Origin of the sequence: Microvirga antarctica (assembly GCF_017921815.1) — a bacterium.
Taxonomy (GTDB): domain Bacteria; phylum Pseudomonadota; class Alphaproteobacteria; order Rhizobiales; family Beijerinckiaceae; genus Microvirga; species Microvirga antarctica.
Genome location: NZ_JAGEMM010000006.1, coordinates 84,009 through 98,889, shown reverse-complemented (window position 1 = coordinate 98,889; position 14,881 = coordinate 84,009). Strand labels below are relative to the sequence as shown.

The following is a 14,881-nucleotide window of genomic DNA, read 5'->3' as shown; positions in this document are numbered from 1 at the left end:
CCCGATCGCCGACCCTGCACCTTGGACCGATCTCACCTGTCGACGGCCCTCCCGTTTGTGCTAATGGCATCCGCGAAGGGATTGCCCGAATGACCGCTGGACCTGCATCGTCACTGACCCAACACGTTCTGGCCGTGGACACCAACGCGCATGTCACGGCCATCGGCTGGCTGAAGGGCACGGCGGCTTTCGGCCTCGGCGACGGGACGATTGTGCTGGCACGCGACGGCGAGACACAGCGGGTGGAGGCTCATCCGGGTGCCGGCGTGCTGGTGGGTCTCAGCGACGGTGCGCGGTTTCTCACCGGGGGCGATGATGGCCGCGTCGCCGTTACCCACGCCGACGGGTCGAGCGGGACCCTTGCCGAGACCAAAGGCGCCTGGATCGATTCGCTCGCCATCAGCAAGACCGGGGCCTTTGCCTACGGGGCCGGAAAACGCGCCATCGCGATTGACGACAAAGGTCGCGAGAAAATCCTGGAACTCGCCTCGGCGCCGCGTGGATTGGCCTTTGCGCCGAAGGGCTATCGCCTCGCCATCGCGCATTACAACGGCGCGACCCTGTGGTTTCCCAATGTCGAGGCCAAGCCCGAGCTTTTGGACTGGAAAGGATCGCACCTCGATATCGTGTGGTCGCCGGATGCGCGCTTTATCGTGACGTCCATGCAGGAAAATGCCCTGCACGGTTGGCGCCTTGTTCCCGACAAGGGCAACATGCGCATGAGCGGGTATCCATCCAAGACCCGTTCGGTGTCGTGGTCGTCAGATGGCAAATGGCTCGCCACATCGGGGGCCGAAGCGGCGATCCTGTGGCCTTTCGATTCCAAGGAAGGCCCGATGGGCAAGCAGCCGCGCGAATGTGGTGTGCGGCCCGCCAAGGTCACCCGCGTGGCGTTCCACCCCAACACCTTCGTGCTCGCGGTCGGTTACGAGGACGGTTGCATTCTGCTGATCCGCATGGTGGATGCGGCCGAATTGCTCGTTCGCCAGGCTCTCAAGGGCAGCGGCGTCACGGCCATGGAGTGGGATGCCGGCGGCAAACGGCTGGCCTTCGGCTGCGAGGACGGCCAGGCCGGCCTTCTCACCCTGCCGACCTGAGGCCGGCAACGTGGCGCGGCTGGGGGCGTTCATCAGAGGAGCCTTCGGTGTCCCGAAGGCAGACCCCGAGGCGATCGCACGCATCAAGGACTGGGCGCGCGCTGCGCTGGGCGGTTCCCCCGACACGGCTTTTGCGGTCAATGAGATCGCCTGCATGGACCCCGCCTGCCCGGGCGTCGAGACTGTCATTCTGGTGATGGAACCGGGCGTTAAGACGCGGGCCTGCAAGGTCGCCAAGGGGCTGGCGGACGTGACGCAGGACGATATCCTCGAAGCCCTCGCATCCTGAGGAGGAACGATGTCGCGCATCATCCGCATAAGCGCTGTCGGGTGCGGGTTGCTCGGTGCCGTCGTGGCGTCGCAGGGACCGGAATTCTCGCAGCAATACCGCCAGCGTCTCGGGGGCGGGATCGACGAGTTGAGGCAGGTCGTCACGCGCTTTAACGCGGATGCACGCGCAAGCGGAGAGACCTCCCAAACTGCGATCCTGCGCCTGCGCGCCAACACCGACACGCTGGCCAGCCGACAGGGCGTTGCCATGCAGGGAAACGTGGAGCGCCTCGGCCACCTGGAGGCCCACCGCCAGGCGATGATCGATGCGGGGCCGTTTGGACGGGTCGCTCTCATGGTGCGCGATGGCGACACGGACGTGATGAGCGCGGCCTATCGCGATTTCGAGCCGGCTGTTCCAGTCACGCAGGAAGGCGTGGTATCGGCGGCCTTCGGGTTCGTGGGCATCTGGGGCGGCGTTCTGCTGCTATGGGGATTTCTGCGCAGCCTCTTCCGTCGCCCGGCCCGGGTGCAGGCCTCGTAATCAGGCGTCGCGCTCGGAGCGTCCCGCGAGAACCACATAGAAGCCCAGGCCGTCAGGCGACGGCAGGGTATGAAGCCTCTCGATCCAGCCCCGCTTCTTGGCTTCCAGAAGGGCCTTGCCGATGGGCTGGAACAGCGTCTCGCCACCTCCCTCGGGGGGCGGCGAGAGCCGGATTGCAACGGTCGTCGCATCGACGAGCAGACTTCGCTCCAGCATCGCCTGCAACGACGCCGCCGCTGCCTCGCGAGGTGCATCGCGCAGGTCGAGCACCGCGTCGGCATCGGCGACACCGAGCGCGCCACGAAGCTTGTCGGCGTAGAAGTTCTCGAAATGCGGCATCGTTCATGCGTCCTTCGTGGCCGGCGCAGGGCCGGCCACCATGTGTGGCTTTCAGTGAACGAGAATGTTCCGGAACTGCCACGGATCGGACGTGTCGATATCCTCCGGGAAGAATCCCGGGCGGCCATCGAGCGGCGTCCAGTCCGTGTAGACGCCGATCACCGGGCCGAGATACGGCGTCTGGATCTCGAGGCAGCGCCGGAAGTCGAGATCGTCCGCCTCGACGATGCCCGCCTGCGGGTTCTCGAGCGCCCAGACCATGCCGGCGAGCACGGCCGACGTCACCTGCAAACCCGTGGCATTCTGATACGGCGCAAGCGCCCGCGTCTCTTCGATAGAGAGCTGCGAGCCATACCAGTAGGCGTTCTTGCCGTGGCCGTAGAGAAGGACGCCAAGTTCGTCGATGCCGTCCACGATCTCGTCCTCGGTGAGAATATGGAACGTGTCCTGCGGCTTGCCGGCCTTGCCGAACATCTCGTGCAGGGACAGCACGGCTTCGTTGCAGGGATGGTAGGCGTAGTGGCAGGTCGGCCGATAGGTGACCGTATCGCCCTCGCGAACGGAGAAATAATCCGCGATGGAAATCGACTCGTTGTGCGTGACGAGAAAAGCGTGCTGGGCTTGCGCGGTCGGCGTCCATGAGCGCACGCGGGTGTCGGCGCCGGGCTGCAGCAGATAGATCGCGGCGCGCGAGCCTGTCTCGTGGCCGTGACCGTTCGCGGGCATCCAGGTCTCATGCGTGCCCCAGCCGAGTTCGGCCGGCTGCACGCCCTCCGACACGAACCCCTCGACCGACCAGGTGTTGACGAACACGCCCATGGGCTTTTCTGAAGTGGCCCGCTGCGTGTCGCGCTCGGCGATGTGGATGCCCTTCACGCCCACGCGGCTCATGAGCGCCGCCCATTCCTCGCGCGAGGCCGGCTCGTCATGGGCGATGCCGCTGTCCTTGGCGAGGTTCAGCAAGGCCTGCTTGACGAGCCATGACACCATTCCGGGATTGGCGCCGCAGCACGACACCGCCGTGGGACCGCCGGGATTGCGGCGGCGCGCGTCGAGGATGATCTCGCGCAGCGCGTAATTGGTGCGCGCCTCCGGCCCCTTGCTCTTGTCGAAGTAGAACCCGAGCCAGGGCTCGGCCACGGTGTCGATGTAGAGCGCGCCAAGTTCGCGCGACAATTCCATGATGTCGCGGGAGGACGTGTCGACCGACAGGTTGACGCAAAAGCCCTGGCCGCCGCCAGCCGTGAGAAGCGGCGTCAGGATGTCCCGATAATTCTCCGGCGTGAGGCCCGAATGGACAAAGCGGATGCCGCGATCGTCCAGCAGCTTGCGGTCCTTGTCGCTGGGATCGATGACCACGAGGCGGCTCCGATCGAACGTGAAATGACGCTCGAGCAAAGGCAGCATGCCTTTGCCGATCGAGCCGAATCCGATCATCACGACGGGGCCGGTGATCTGGCCGTGGATGGGCGGGTTGGTCATTTGTCAGGTCTCCTTGGTCAGCTTTCGGGCGACGGAGGTCGCAGAAACGGATACGCGCCGCACCATCGAAGGAGGCGCGGCGCGCTGTCAATTGCAGGCAACGGATTCAGGCGGCGAGCTTGAGGCCCGCGTAGGAAGGCTGCGATGCCGCGGCAATCAGCGTCGACCAGTCGGGCTTGGACGCAGCCATGCCCGTCGCCGAGACGAGCCCGCGCGCGCCGTGAAGCGCACCGGCGGCCAGCGACAGGCCGAGAAAACGCTCGCGCTCGAAAGGCCCCGGCATCCACAGATCCCGCGTGGCTGCTGCTGAAAAGCCGAAGCGCTCATAGTAGGGAGCGTCTCCGACCAGCAAGACAGCCGTGTGACCCTGCGCGCCAGCGCGGCCCAGCGCTTCGCGCATCAACCGTGCCCCGAGCCCCAACCCCTGGCAGTCAGGATCGATGGCAATGGGGCCCAGCATCAGGGCGGGACGGCCCGCGCCGGCGCTGACATGCCACAGGCGCACGGTCCCGACGACGGAATCGCCGCGCGTGACGACGAGCGAAAGCCCGTGCGCAGGCTTGCGGCCTTCGCGCAGACGTTCGCAGGTCTTCTCGAACCGCTCCGGTCCGAAGCAGGTGTCGAGCAGGGTCTCGCGGGCCTCGACGTCGCGGTCGATTTCTTGGCGAATTTTGATCATGGCCGTGGCCTCCCGTGCGGTGGGGTGAGCGACAGCCCTCGCACCCGCTCTCATCGAGCGGGCCGTCCGGGACAACATTCGGGGAAAAGTTGGTGCCTGCCTCGAGCGAACCGAGGCAGGCGGGACGCGATTTAGATCACGTAGGATTTCAGCGGCGGGAAGCCGTTGAACGCGACCGCCGAATAGGTGGTCGTATAGGCACCCGTGCCTTCGATCAGCACCTTGTCGCCGATTTCCAGCGAGAAGGGGAGCATGTAGGGCTCCTTCTCGTAGAGAACGTCGGCCGAATCGCAGGTCGGTCCGGCGAGCACGCACGGCACCTTGCGGTCCTGGTCGTGCTCGGTGCGGATCGGGTAGCGGATCGACTCGTCCATCGTCTCGGCGAGACCGCCGAACTTGCCGATGTCGAGATAGACCCAGCGCACCTCGTCCTCGTCCTTGCTCTTCTTGGAGACGAGCACGACTTCGGCCTCGATGATGCCCGCATTGCCGACCATGCCGCGGCCCGGCTCGATGATCGTCTCGGGAAGCCGGTTGCCGAAGTGCTTGGAGAGCGCCCGGAAGATCGACTCGCCGTAGGCTTTCACCGCCGGAACCGACTTGAGATACTTGGTCGGGAACCCGCCGCCGAGATTGACCATCGACAGATGGATGCCGCGCTGGGCGCAATCGCGGAAGATCGCGGAGGCCGACGCAAGCGCCTGGTCCCAAGCTTCCGTGTTGCGCTGCTGCGACCCCACATGGAACGACACGCCGTAGGCCTCGAGACCCTGCCGGTGAGCATGCTCGAGCACGTCGATCGCCATCTCGGGAACGCAGCCGAACTTGCGCGACAAGGGCCATTCGGCGCCCGCGCCGTCGCAGAGGATGCGGCAGAACACCTTGACGTCGCCGGTCGGCACGCCGACCACGGCGGCCGCACGGGACACCTTGTCGACCTCGGCCTCGCAATCGACCGCGAAGAGGCGCACGCCGAGCGCGATGGCGCGGACGATGTCGCGTTCCTTCTTGATCGTGTTGCCGAACGAGACCCGCTCAGGCGTCGCGCCGGCCGCAAGGGCAAGCTCGATCTCGACGACTGACGCCGTGTCGAAGCACGAGCCGAGATCGGCCAGCAGCTTGAGTACCGCCGGATCGGGATTCGCCTTCACGGCGTAGAAAACGCGCGTGTCGGGGAGTGCCCGGGAGAATTTGGAATAGTTATCGCGCACGACATCAAGGTCGACGACCACGCAAGGGCCGTCTTCGCGTCGGTTGCGCAAGAATTCGCGAATGCGCTGTGTCATGGCGGTTTCCCCACAAAGGCTCAATGGAGGCGCGATGGCCCCGGATTGAAAAGTTCAGACGACTATGGGCTCCGCGAGGAGCCTTGGACGTCCGGCGTCAGCGAGGGAAGACGACACTGCGCTCTCGTGCGATGGAGACACGACGACGCAATGGGCTCTTCACCCGACGATGCTGCCTTGGTTTGGAAAGGGAAATTCCCTGTCCGCACGCGCGGCAATGATAAACAAGCCTCTTCGGTGCTGACCTTTGGAGGGCCAACGAGACCAAAAAAGCCCGTTCGTCGTTGCTTTAAGTCACGTCCCCCGTTGAGAACGGGGTACGCCGGTTTCGCCTCCGGCTGCCGGTTAGGGGTATCGAGAACTAGGACGTTCTCGGGCGGCTGTCCGGCCTCTTGTCCGGATGCCCACCAACCGGCACGCGACCACGGGCACGTGCGAAATTGGGCAGGGCTGGAGATAGGCTCATCGTCCTCTGATCACAAGCCCTTTTTGCCTTTTTGGGGTATTTTTTTCGAGATCGCGCCCACACCTTCGTCCACAGCGATCCATTCAGCCTTTATTAAGCGGCGGCAGTAGACGGAAGAGAGATTGGGCCTGCGCCGCGCAGCCCGCGCTGAACCCCTTGTTTCTGACCAGAAAGTGCAATCCGGCCTCCATGATGACCCTCTCCCGCCGAATCATCCTGCAAGGCCTTCTGGCCAGCGTCGCCACTTCGGCCTTTGCCCAGCAGCAGCCAAGTGGTGTGCCGGCCCCGAACCCCTTCAAGTTCGAAGACGTGATTCGCCGGGCCCGGGAACTGGCGGCAGCTCCCTACGAGGCGCCCCCGTCTCAGCTGCCCGAACCGCTCAACACCCTGAACTTCGATGATTACCGGGACATCCGCTTCCGCCCGGAGCGCGCGCTTCTGGGCTCTGGCGGAAGCCAGTACCGGATGCAGCTTTTCCACCTCGGCTTCCTGTACCAGCGTCCGGTGACGGTCAATGTCCTGCGCGACGGGGTACCGACACCCGTCCCCTATCAGCGCGAATTGTTCAATTACGGGCGCAACAAGATCGAGCGTCCCCTGCCCGTCAATCTGGGCTTTGCCGGCTTCAGGCTGCATTACCCCCTCAACTCGCCCAAGGTCTTCGACGAGGTGATCGCGTTTCTCGGCGCGAGCTATTTCCGTTTCCTGGGCGCGGACCAGAAATACGGTCTCTCCGCCCGGGGATTAGCCATCAACGTGGAGGGTGGCGACGCCGAGGAATTCCCGAACTTCAGGGAGTTCTGGGTCCAGATGCCGACCCCGGACACGGACCGGATCACCATCTATGCCTTGCTCGACAGTCCGTCCGTGGCCGGTGCCTACCGGTTCGTGCTCTACCCGTCCCGGGAGACGACCCTTGAGATCACCGCGACCCTGTTCCCGCGCCAGGCGATCGCGAATCTCGGCCTGGCCCCCCTCACGTCCATGTTCTACGAGGGCGAGAACGACAAGAAGCGGACGGATGATTTCAGACCCGAACTCCACGATTCGGACGGACTCCTGATGCATTCCGGCGCCGGTGAATGGATCTGGCGGCCCCTTCGCAACCCGTCGAGAAAAACCATCTCGTCGTTCAGCGACAACAATCCGCGTGGCTTCGGCCTGATGCAGCGCGACCGCGTGTTCGAGAACTATCAGGATCTGGAAGCCCATTACCACAAGCGGCCGGGATACTGGGTGGAACCGATCGGCGAGTGGGGCGAGGGCCGCATCGAACTCGCCGAGATTCCCACCAAGGACGAGACCCACGACAACATCGTGGCCTACTGGGAGCCAACCAAGGCCTACGAGCCGGGCCAGGAGATCACCGTGTCGTACCGGCTGAGGGCGGTGGCGGCGATCGGCGGAATGCATCCCGGCGGCAAGGTCATCAATACATTCCAGACCCCCCCGCGCGCCAGCGGTTCGAATGAGCCAAGCGACCCGACTCATCGCCGCTTCATCATCGATTTCGCAGGTGGCGATCTGGCCTATTATCTGACCGATCCCGATCAGGTGCAGCTTGTCCCCAGCCTCTCGAATGGGAAGATCACGCACAGCTTCATCATGCCAAACGGGCACACCAAGGGTTTCCGCGTCGCTGTCGACGTCAAGCTGGAGCCCGGGCAGTCGACGGACCTGCGGGCCTTCCTGCGGGCAGGCAACCGGACGCTGACGGAGACCTGGACCTATCCCTGGTCTGTCGAGTGAGACCGGCCCGATCGGCACGGGTGCTTGCCAAGCTCGGCCCGAGACCGCAAAAGCGGGCCTGACCGGGACTTGCTCTCGTGGCGAAGGGACCTGCCGATGACACGATTCTTGCGCGCGTCGATTTTGACGGGGGGGCTATGGGTCGCAGTCCCCGGACCCGCCATGGCCGCCCCCCTGGATGAGGTCACGTTCGGCACCAACTGGATCGCGCAGGCCGAGCATGGCGGCTATTATCAGGCGGTGGCTGACGGCACATTCGAGAAATACGGCCTGAAGGTCACGATCGTGCCGGGCGGGCCAAGGGCCGCGAACCGGATGCTCATGACAGTCGGAAAACTCGACTTCTATATGGGCGGCAGCCTCATCCAGGCGTTCTCGGCGGTCGAGAAGGATATCCCCACCGTCGTGGTGGCGGCCCATTTCCAGAAGGACCCGCAGGTCCTGCTCAGCCATCCGGGTCAGGGGCTCGACCGGTTCGAGGATCTCAAGACCTCAAGCGACCTGCTGCTGTCGAAGGACGGCGTCGCCACCTTCTTTCAATGGATGAAGGCGGAGTACGGATTTCGCGACGAGCAGGTGAAGCCGTTCGGGTTCAATCCAGCGCCCTTCATTGCCAATGCGAAAGCTGTCCAGCAGGGCTATGTGACGGCCGAGCCTCTGACCATCGCCAAGGCGGCAGGCTTTACGCCGAATGTCTTTCTGCTGGCCGATTTCGGGTTCAGCACCTATTCCACGACCGTCGAGACCCGCCGCGAGGTCGTCGAGACGAATCCGGATCTCGTGCAGCGCTTCGTCGACGCCTCGTCCATCGGATGGCACCACTATCTCTACGGCGACAATGCTGCGGCCAACGCCCTGATCAAGCGCGACAATCCGGAGATGACCGACGAGTTGCTCGCCTATTCGGTGGCGCGGATGAAGGAATACGGCATCGTCGATTCCGGCGACGCATCCCGCCTCGGCATCGGCGCGATGACCGATGCGCGCATGAAGGATTTCTTCGACAAGATGGTGAAAGCCGGCCTGTTCAAGGCCGACCTCGATTCCCGCAAGGCCTACACGCTCCAGTTCGTCAACAAGGGCGTCGGCCGCGATTTGCCGAAGTAGTCATGGCGCAATCGTCCCTTACGACAAGGACAGGACCCGCGCTCGTGGCGCTCCGCCATGTGGGGAAGACTTACGCAAACGGCGTCGCAGCGTTGTCCGACCTGTCCCTCACGGTCGTCGACAACGAGTTTCTGTCCCTGCTGGGCCCGTCCGGCTGTGGAAAGTCGACCGCCCTGCGGATCCTTGCCGGCCTGATTGCCCCCACGGCCGGCAACGTCGTATGGACGGACGACAGCAGCGCCGACCACCGCGGCCAGATCGGCTTCGTGTTTCAGGACCCAACCCTGATGCCGTGGGCAACGGTCGCGGACAATGTGTGGCTCCCGCTGCGTCTCCGGGGCGTGGGCCGTCGCGAAGCGCGGGACCGCATCGGCGAAAGCCTAAACCTCGTGGGAATCGGCGATTTCGCCGACGCCTTCCCGCACGAGTTGTCAGGTGGGATGAAGATGCGGGCATCTCTCGCGCGGGCCCTGGTGGTGCGGCCGCGACTGCTGCTGATGGACGAGCCCTTTGCGGCGCTCGACGAGCTCACCCGTTTTCGTCTCAACGATGATCTGCTGGCCGTTCGGGAGAAACTGGGCTGCACGGTCGTGTTCGTGACCCATTCGGTGTTCGAGAGCGTCTACCTGTCCGACCGGATCGCCGTGATGACGGCGCGGCCCGGCGCGATCGCCGCCGAGGTGCCGATCGACCCACATGGGCCCCGCGATGTCAATTTTCGCACGAGCGCGCCCTACGCCCAGCTCTGCCGGGACGTGTCGGATCGATTGGCGTCACGGAATCGGGCGGGGGAGGCATAGCCATGTCAGCGCCCGACGACCATTCCGACACCCCTCAGGCCGGCACCGCCACGGCGAGCACGGCCTTACGGATCGCCATCCCCCTCGGCGTGCTGATCGTGGCGCTCGGTGCGTGGGAAATGTCGGTCCGCCTGACCTCGGTGCCCTCCTACATTCTGCCCGCGCCGAGCGTGATCGGACGCACGATGGTCGCCGACTGGCCCCTGCTCTGGGGATCGCTGCAGGTCACGCTGGAGACCACGCTTCTGGGCCTCGCCCTGGCGGTCCTCGGAGGGGTGGGCCTTGCGGTCCTCTTCAGTCTGTCGCGAATCGTCGAGTATTCGCTTTATCCCTTCGCGATCGTCCTGCAGGTGACGCCTGTCATCGCGGTCGCACCGCTGCTGCTGATCTACCTGCCCCAGAACGTGGCGGTTCTGGCCTGTGCGTGGATCGTGGCGTTCTTTCCGGTCCTGTCCAACACCATGCTGGGGCTCAGATCGGTGGACCGGAGCCTGCTTGAGCTCTTCGCGCTCTACGGCCCGGCACCGGCGCCAGGGATCTGGGGGCGCTTTCGCCTGCGCGCCCGCACCTTGTGGATCCTGCGCGCGCCTGCGGCCTTGCCTGCTTTCATGGCGGGCCTGAGGATCGCCACCGGCCTGTCCCTGATCGGCGCCGTCGTGGCCGAGATGGCCGCTGGCTCCGCCGGGGCCGGGTCGGGGCTCGCCTACCGCATCATCGAGAGCCAGTACCGGCTGAACATCCCCCGGCTGTTCGCAGCGCTTGTCCTGCTGGCCGGCGTCGGCGTGATCCTGTTCCTGGCGATGGCCGGCCTTTCGCATCTTGCATTGCGTCATTGGCATGAAAGCGAGCGGCGGCCTGAACCATGACCGAGGACTGATATCGTGGGCTTTGTGTCGGCCTGTCATCGAACCGTCATGAGTTCATGATGATGGTGTCGGCGCCGACAGTTGCAGGGGCGAGAACGTGATGGACAACGAGACCAAGCATCCGGGCACCAAGAGCGTCGGGTGGTCGCTGGTTCAGGCAGCCCGTCTCCACCGCAGCCGGACGGGCGACAAGTTGTCGGATCTCGGCTTGTTTGCCGGTCAGGAACAGGTGCTTCAGGCGCTCGCCATGTCGGGGCCTATGACCATGGGCGACCTGGCAACCATGCTGCGGGTTCGTCCGCCGACGGCGTCGAAGACGATCTCTCGCCTGTCCGCCTTGAAGCTGGTCGAACGGCACACCGAAGCCGGCGACGCCCGGATCGTGCGCGTGAAGCTCACGAAGGAAGGCAAGCGCAAGGCCGAGGCGATCAATTCCCTTTGGGACGAAGTCGAGGCCGAATTGCTCGCGGACTTCGACAACAAGGACCGCAAGCGCCTGAGAAAACTTCTGCGCAAGGCCGCCAAGAATCTGGCGGGATTGACCGGCGCCGACCAGACTGGCTTCGAGGCCGACGACGAGCTCGAGGAATCAGGTGCCCTCGAGGAGCCTCTGGCGGCCAACGCGTGATCTCGTGAGGCGACCCCTGCCCGTCTTGCAGGCGGGCTGTGCGGCAATGGTACTCCTCTTCGGCAACGCCTCCCTGTAACGTCACCGGATGGCCCTTCCCGAATCGTCCGCCGCGACTGCAGCTTCCATGACACGCCAGCGCGGCATCGGCATCGCGCTGATGCTCCTGGCAATCGTTTGTTTTTCCGCCCTCGATTCGACAGCGAAATACATCAACCGCACGGTCGATCCGCTCTTCACCGTGTGGGCTCGGTACGTGGTTGCGGTGATCCTGACCTTCGCCATGATCAACCCGTGGACGCGGCCCGGGGTTCTGCGGTCCAACCGGCTCGACCTGCAACTGCTTCGGTCGGCCCTCATGCTGTTCACGACCATCTGCTCGTTCACCGCGCTGAAATACCTGCAACTCGTGGAGAACATGTCGATCCAGTTCGCCACGCCGCTTCTCGTCGCGCTCCTGGCCGGACCGCTGCTCGGCGAGTGGGTCGGGCCCCGGCGGATGGTCGCCATCGTGATCGGACTCGGGGGGATCCTCATCATCACCCGCCCAGGCCTTGGCGTCATGCACCCCGCGGCCCTGATCGCGCTTGCCGGCACCATCGGCTACGCGTTTTTCGGCATCATTACCCGCAAGCTCGCAGCTCACGATTCATCCGCCACCACGACGCTCTACTCGGGGTTTGTGGGGATCGTGGCCATGACGGCGATCCTGCCCTGGATCTGGACGGGCATGCCCTCGGCCACGATCCTCGGCCTTCTGCTCGTCATGGGTGTCCTCGCGGCTGTCGGCCATTGGCTGCTGATCCTGGCCCATGCCCGCGTCGCTGCGGCGACCCTATCTCCCTTGATGTATTCCCAGATCATCTGGCTGCTGATCCTCGGCTATGTGGTGTTCGGGGACTGGCCGGATCGGTGGACCTTCGTCGGGGCTTCGGTGGTAATCGCCTCCGGCCTTTATCTGCTTTACCGTGAGCGGGAAGCCCGGTAGCGACCGACGCATTCCGATGGCAAGCGAGCAGGTAGACCTCCCCATGTCCCATATTCTCATGACCCAGCCGATGATGCCGAGCATCATGGATGCGCTCGATGCGCGCTTCACGCTCCATCGTCTTTGGGAAGCAAACGACGTGGACGCCTATGTGCGCGACGTCGGGCCGCGCATCAAAGGAATCGCGACCGGCTCCAGTCATGGATCGACCGGCGCGGCGCTTTTCGAGCGGGTTCCCAATCTCGAGATCGTTTCCACGTTCGGCGTCGGCTACGACAACGTCGACGTGGCGGACGCGGCGCGGCGCGGCATCGTCGTCACCAACACGCCCGACGTGCTGAACGACGAGGTGGCGGACCTCACCCTGGGCCTCCTCATTGCCACCCTGCGGCAGATACCACAGGCGGACCGCTATCTGAGGGCAGGACGCTGGGCGGACGCGGTGTATCCCCTGTCGCCGACCCTGCGGGGCCGGCGTGTCGGCATCGTCGGGCTGGGTCGCATCGGCAAGGCCATCGCACGACGGCTCGAAGGATTCGACGTCAGGATCGCGTATCATGGGCGCAGCCGGCAGCCGGATGTAGCCTATCCCTATTGCGCGACCCTGCTGGACCTGGCCGAGACCTGCGACGTGCTCATCGTCATCACCCCCGGCGGACCGGAGACCAGGCATCTGGTCGACGCGTCGATCCTGAAGGCGCTTGGACCAAACGGCGTCCTGATCAACGTCGCCCGCGGCAGCGTGGTCGACGAACAGGCCCTCATCGCAGCCCTGCAAACCGGGACGATCCTTGCTGCCGGTTTGGACGTGTTCGAGCATGAGCCGCAGGTTCCGCAGGCCCTCATCGACCTCGACAACGTCGTCCTGCTGCCGCATGTGGCCTCAGCGTCCGTGCATACGAGAAAGGCCATGGGCCAAATGCTGGTCGACAACCTCGACTCGTGGTTTTCCGGCAAGGGCCCTTTAAGTCCGGTCGACGAGACCCCGTGGTCCAGGCCCTAGGGGCGGCGGGTCCGGAGGAGCGCCTCGCGCGGCGTCAGGTCAAAGGTGCGTTTATAATGGGTCGAGAACTCGCCCAGGTGATTGAAGCCGCAATCCCGCGCGACCCGCGTTACGGTCTCGACGGCCGGATCGGCAGCGAGAAGCCGTTCATGGGCGGCCTGCAGCCTGACGGCTCTCAGGAACGCCATCGGCGTGCGACCCCGGAAGTTCTGAAATCCGTTCTGCAAACTCCGCGCGCTCACCCCCGCATGAGAAGCGATCTCCGCCAGCGAAATCGGCTCGCCGAAATTCGCCGCGATATATGCTTCAGCCCGCTTTACATAATAGGGCGCAGCGGGCGATTGCGGTGCCATCAGCGCCTGCGAGTAGTTGTGCGAATGGCCGTAAAGAAGGCCCGTCATGACCATTTGCTGGATCTGCTGGAAGGCCGCCGGAACTGTTCGTGCGAGCGACGATGGCTGCTTCAGTTCGGCATTCACATAGTCCACCAGCCGAAGCCAGTTCTGACCGCTCGGCGTATCGAGCGGCAATGTCTCGCCGAACGTAACGTCACTTTCGAGATCGCGGCCGAGCAATTTTGCGCAATGGCTCGCGATCAGCCCGCGATCCAGGATCAAGACCGTCATGAGGCAATCGTCCGACTGCCGCAGTAATCGCGGGGCGCCGGACGTCATCAGGATCCCCGATGTACGGCTGAAGACATGGCCCTGCCGGTTCAGCTCGATCTGGCCGACCCCCCTGGATGCGGACACGAAGGCCAGGCGATTGTCGTCCGGTTCGGCCGGAAGTTCATGCGTCACACCAGCGAACGCTGATTCGAAAACGCTGAAGTTGTGGGTCCCATGAAATTCGAGATGCCCCCCCGACCGAGCATCACGGCCGTTGGGCCGAACGCGCGTCGGCGAGATGAGCTTATTGAGCACCGCCTCGAACTCGTCGTGGCTGGATGACGCGAATCCAAAATCAACGACCCGTGGGTCGGAAGGCCCGGGGGCCGCATCCGGGGGGCTGGTTTTGGAAGGATTGTCCTGACTTGGCATCAAGCTCTCCAAGCGCTCAAATCGGTACTATTCCTGCGTTATCGCGACAAGACTTGCGGTATTCCGATTTCGGCAGGCCGCGTCTGGGTGTCAGATGAACCATGACATTCATGCCGCCAGTCCCCACTTTCGGAGCGCAACCGCTGGACATCCGACGCGGCTGCTTCACGGTTTTGCGCACTGCCGAAGCTCGTTCGCCGGAACGACTCACCTGGTTCAGCCAGTTGACCGCTCCGTTGTTGACCTGGATCTTCCGCGGGCGAGATGCCGTAGCGGAAGAAACATTCTTCGGATGCCCGGATCTCGTATCCTTCCATGTGGACCGTGGCATCGGTCTCTATCTGCGCGGCCAGTCTCATGCCGCTCTCGCGGATTTCCGAACCGCCCTGCGCCTCAACTGGCGTGACGAACGCGCCGCAGCCTGGATTGCCCGGGCCGGCGGCGAAAACTGGGCACCCTCCGCCTCTCCGCGGCCGGTCCCCGAGGTCGGCCATTACGGGATGCGCTACGGTGCCGTCCGCGGCTCGGCCCTCTAGA

Annotated in this window: 16 protein-coding genes; 11 read left to right on the top strand and 5 right to left on the bottom strand. The window is 64.5% G+C overall.

What is annotated here, in order from left to right:
* The first annotated feature begins 89 nt into the window (after positions 1 to 89).
* The 3 genes from J4G32_RS17020 to J4G32_RS17010 are packed head-to-tail and all read left to right on the top strand — an operon-like array spanning position 90 to position 1,911.
* Positions 90 to 1,097 carry a WD40 repeat domain-containing protein gene (locus J4G32_RS17020; protein ID WP_210496713.1) on the top strand — a complete coding sequence of 336 codons (1,008 nt, stop codon included), beginning with the start codon at positions 90 to 92 and terminating at the stop codon, positions 1,095 to 1,097.
* A gap of 10 nt (positions 1,098 to 1,107) precedes the next feature.
* Positions 1,108 to 1,386 carry a hypothetical protein gene (locus tag J4G32_RS17015; protein ID WP_343232670.1) on the top strand — a complete coding sequence of 93 codons (279 nt, stop codon included), beginning with the start codon at positions 1,108 to 1,110 and terminating at the stop codon, positions 1,384 to 1,386.
* A gap of 9 nt (positions 1,387 to 1,395) precedes the next feature.
* A complete protein-coding gene (locus tag J4G32_RS17010) occupies positions 1,396 to 1,911 on the top strand; it encodes a DUF2937 family protein (RefSeq protein WP_210496712.1) in 516 nt (171 codons plus the stop codon).
* Here the strand turns inward: J4G32_RS17010 and J4G32_RS17005 are convergent, their stop codons facing one another.
* From J4G32_RS17005 to J4G32_RS16990, 4 genes are all read right to left on the bottom strand, one after another.
* A complete protein-coding gene (locus J4G32_RS17005; RefSeq protein WP_210496711.1) occupies positions 1,912 to 2,250 on the bottom strand; it encodes a hypothetical protein in 339 nt (112 codons plus the stop codon). It abuts the gene before it with no gap.
* A gap of 51 nt (positions 2,251 to 2,301) precedes the next feature.
* Complete coding sequence (locus J4G32_RS17000) at positions 2,302 to 3,732, bottom strand: homospermidine synthase (protein WP_210496710.1); 1,431 nt, start codon at positions 3,730 to 3,732, stop codon at positions 2,302 to 2,304.
* A gap of 106 nt (positions 3,733 to 3,838) precedes the next feature.
* Positions 3,839 to 4,411 (bottom strand): GNAT family N-acetyltransferase, encoded by a 573-nt coding sequence (locus J4G32_RS16995; protein ID WP_210496709.1) that lies wholly within the window; start codon positions 4,409 to 4,411, stop codon positions 3,839 to 3,841.
* A gap of 131 nt (positions 4,412 to 4,542) precedes the next feature.
* Positions 4,543 to 5,697, bottom strand: coding sequence for a type III PLP-dependent enzyme (locus tag J4G32_RS16990; protein ID WP_210496708.1), 1,155 nt, complete (start codon positions 5,695 to 5,697; stop codon positions 4,543 to 4,545).
* 655 nt (positions 5,698 to 6,352) lie between these two features.
* Between J4G32_RS16990 and J4G32_RS16985 the strand changes: the two genes are divergently transcribed.
* The 7 genes from J4G32_RS16985 (at position 6,353) to J4G32_RS16955 (ending at position 13,304) form a co-directional block, all read left to right on the top strand.
* Entirely contained in the window at positions 6,353 to 7,912 is a 1,560-nt protein-coding gene (locus J4G32_RS16985; RefSeq protein ID WP_210496707.1) for an OpgD/OpgG family glucan biosynthesis protein, read from the top strand.
* Between the two features lie 96 nt (positions 7,913 to 8,008).
* Positions 8,009 to 9,019, top strand: a complete 1,011-nt coding sequence (locus J4G32_RS16980) for an ABC transporter substrate-binding protein (protein WP_210496706.1) — start codon at positions 8,009 to 8,011, stop codon at positions 9,017 to 9,019.
* Between the two features lie 2 nt (positions 9,020 to 9,021).
* A complete protein-coding gene (locus J4G32_RS16975) occupies positions 9,022 to 9,819 on the top strand; it encodes an ABC transporter ATP-binding protein (protein WP_210496705.1) in 798 nt (265 codons plus the stop codon).
* A 2-nt stretch (positions 9,820 to 9,821) separates the two neighbouring features.
* The gene (locus tag J4G32_RS16970) at positions 9,822 to 10,685 is read left to right on the top strand and encodes an ABC transporter permease (RefSeq protein WP_210496704.1); all 864 of its coding nucleotides are present in this window, start codon (positions 9,822 to 9,824) and stop codon (positions 10,683 to 10,685) included.
* Positions 10,686 to 10,785: 100 nt separating this feature from the next.
* The gene (locus J4G32_RS16965; protein WP_210496703.1) at positions 10,786 to 11,313 is read left to right on the top strand and encodes a MarR family winged helix-turn-helix transcriptional regulator; all 528 of its coding nucleotides are present in this window, start codon (positions 10,786 to 10,788) and stop codon (positions 11,311 to 11,313) included.
* A 127-nt stretch (positions 11,314 to 11,440) separates the two neighbouring features.
* A complete protein-coding gene (locus J4G32_RS16960; protein ID WP_246505189.1) occupies positions 11,441 to 12,301 on the top strand; it encodes a DMT family transporter in 861 nt (286 codons plus the stop codon).
* 43 nt (positions 12,302 to 12,344) lie between these two features.
* Positions 12,345 to 13,304: a 2-hydroxyacid dehydrogenase gene (locus J4G32_RS16955; protein ID WP_246505187.1), complete on the top strand. Its 960-nt coding sequence runs from the start codon at positions 12,345 to 12,347 to the stop codon at positions 13,302 to 13,304.
* Here the strand turns inward: J4G32_RS16955 and J4G32_RS16950 are convergent.
* Positions 13,301 to 14,344, bottom strand: coding sequence for an AraC family transcriptional regulator (locus tag J4G32_RS16950; protein WP_210496701.1), 1,044 nt, complete (start codon positions 14,342 to 14,344; stop codon positions 13,301 to 13,303). The two genes, J4G32_RS16955 and J4G32_RS16950, sit on opposite strands and share 4 nt — an antisense overlap.
* A 101-nt stretch (positions 14,345 to 14,445) precedes the next feature.
* Between J4G32_RS16950 and J4G32_RS16945 the strand changes: the two genes are divergently transcribed.
* Positions 14,446 to 14,880 carry a hypothetical protein gene (locus J4G32_RS16945; RefSeq protein WP_210496700.1) on the top strand — a complete coding sequence of 145 codons (435 nt, stop codon included), beginning with the start codon at positions 14,446 to 14,448 and terminating at the stop codon, positions 14,878 to 14,880.
* The last annotated feature ends 1 nt before the right edge of the window (position 14,881 follow it).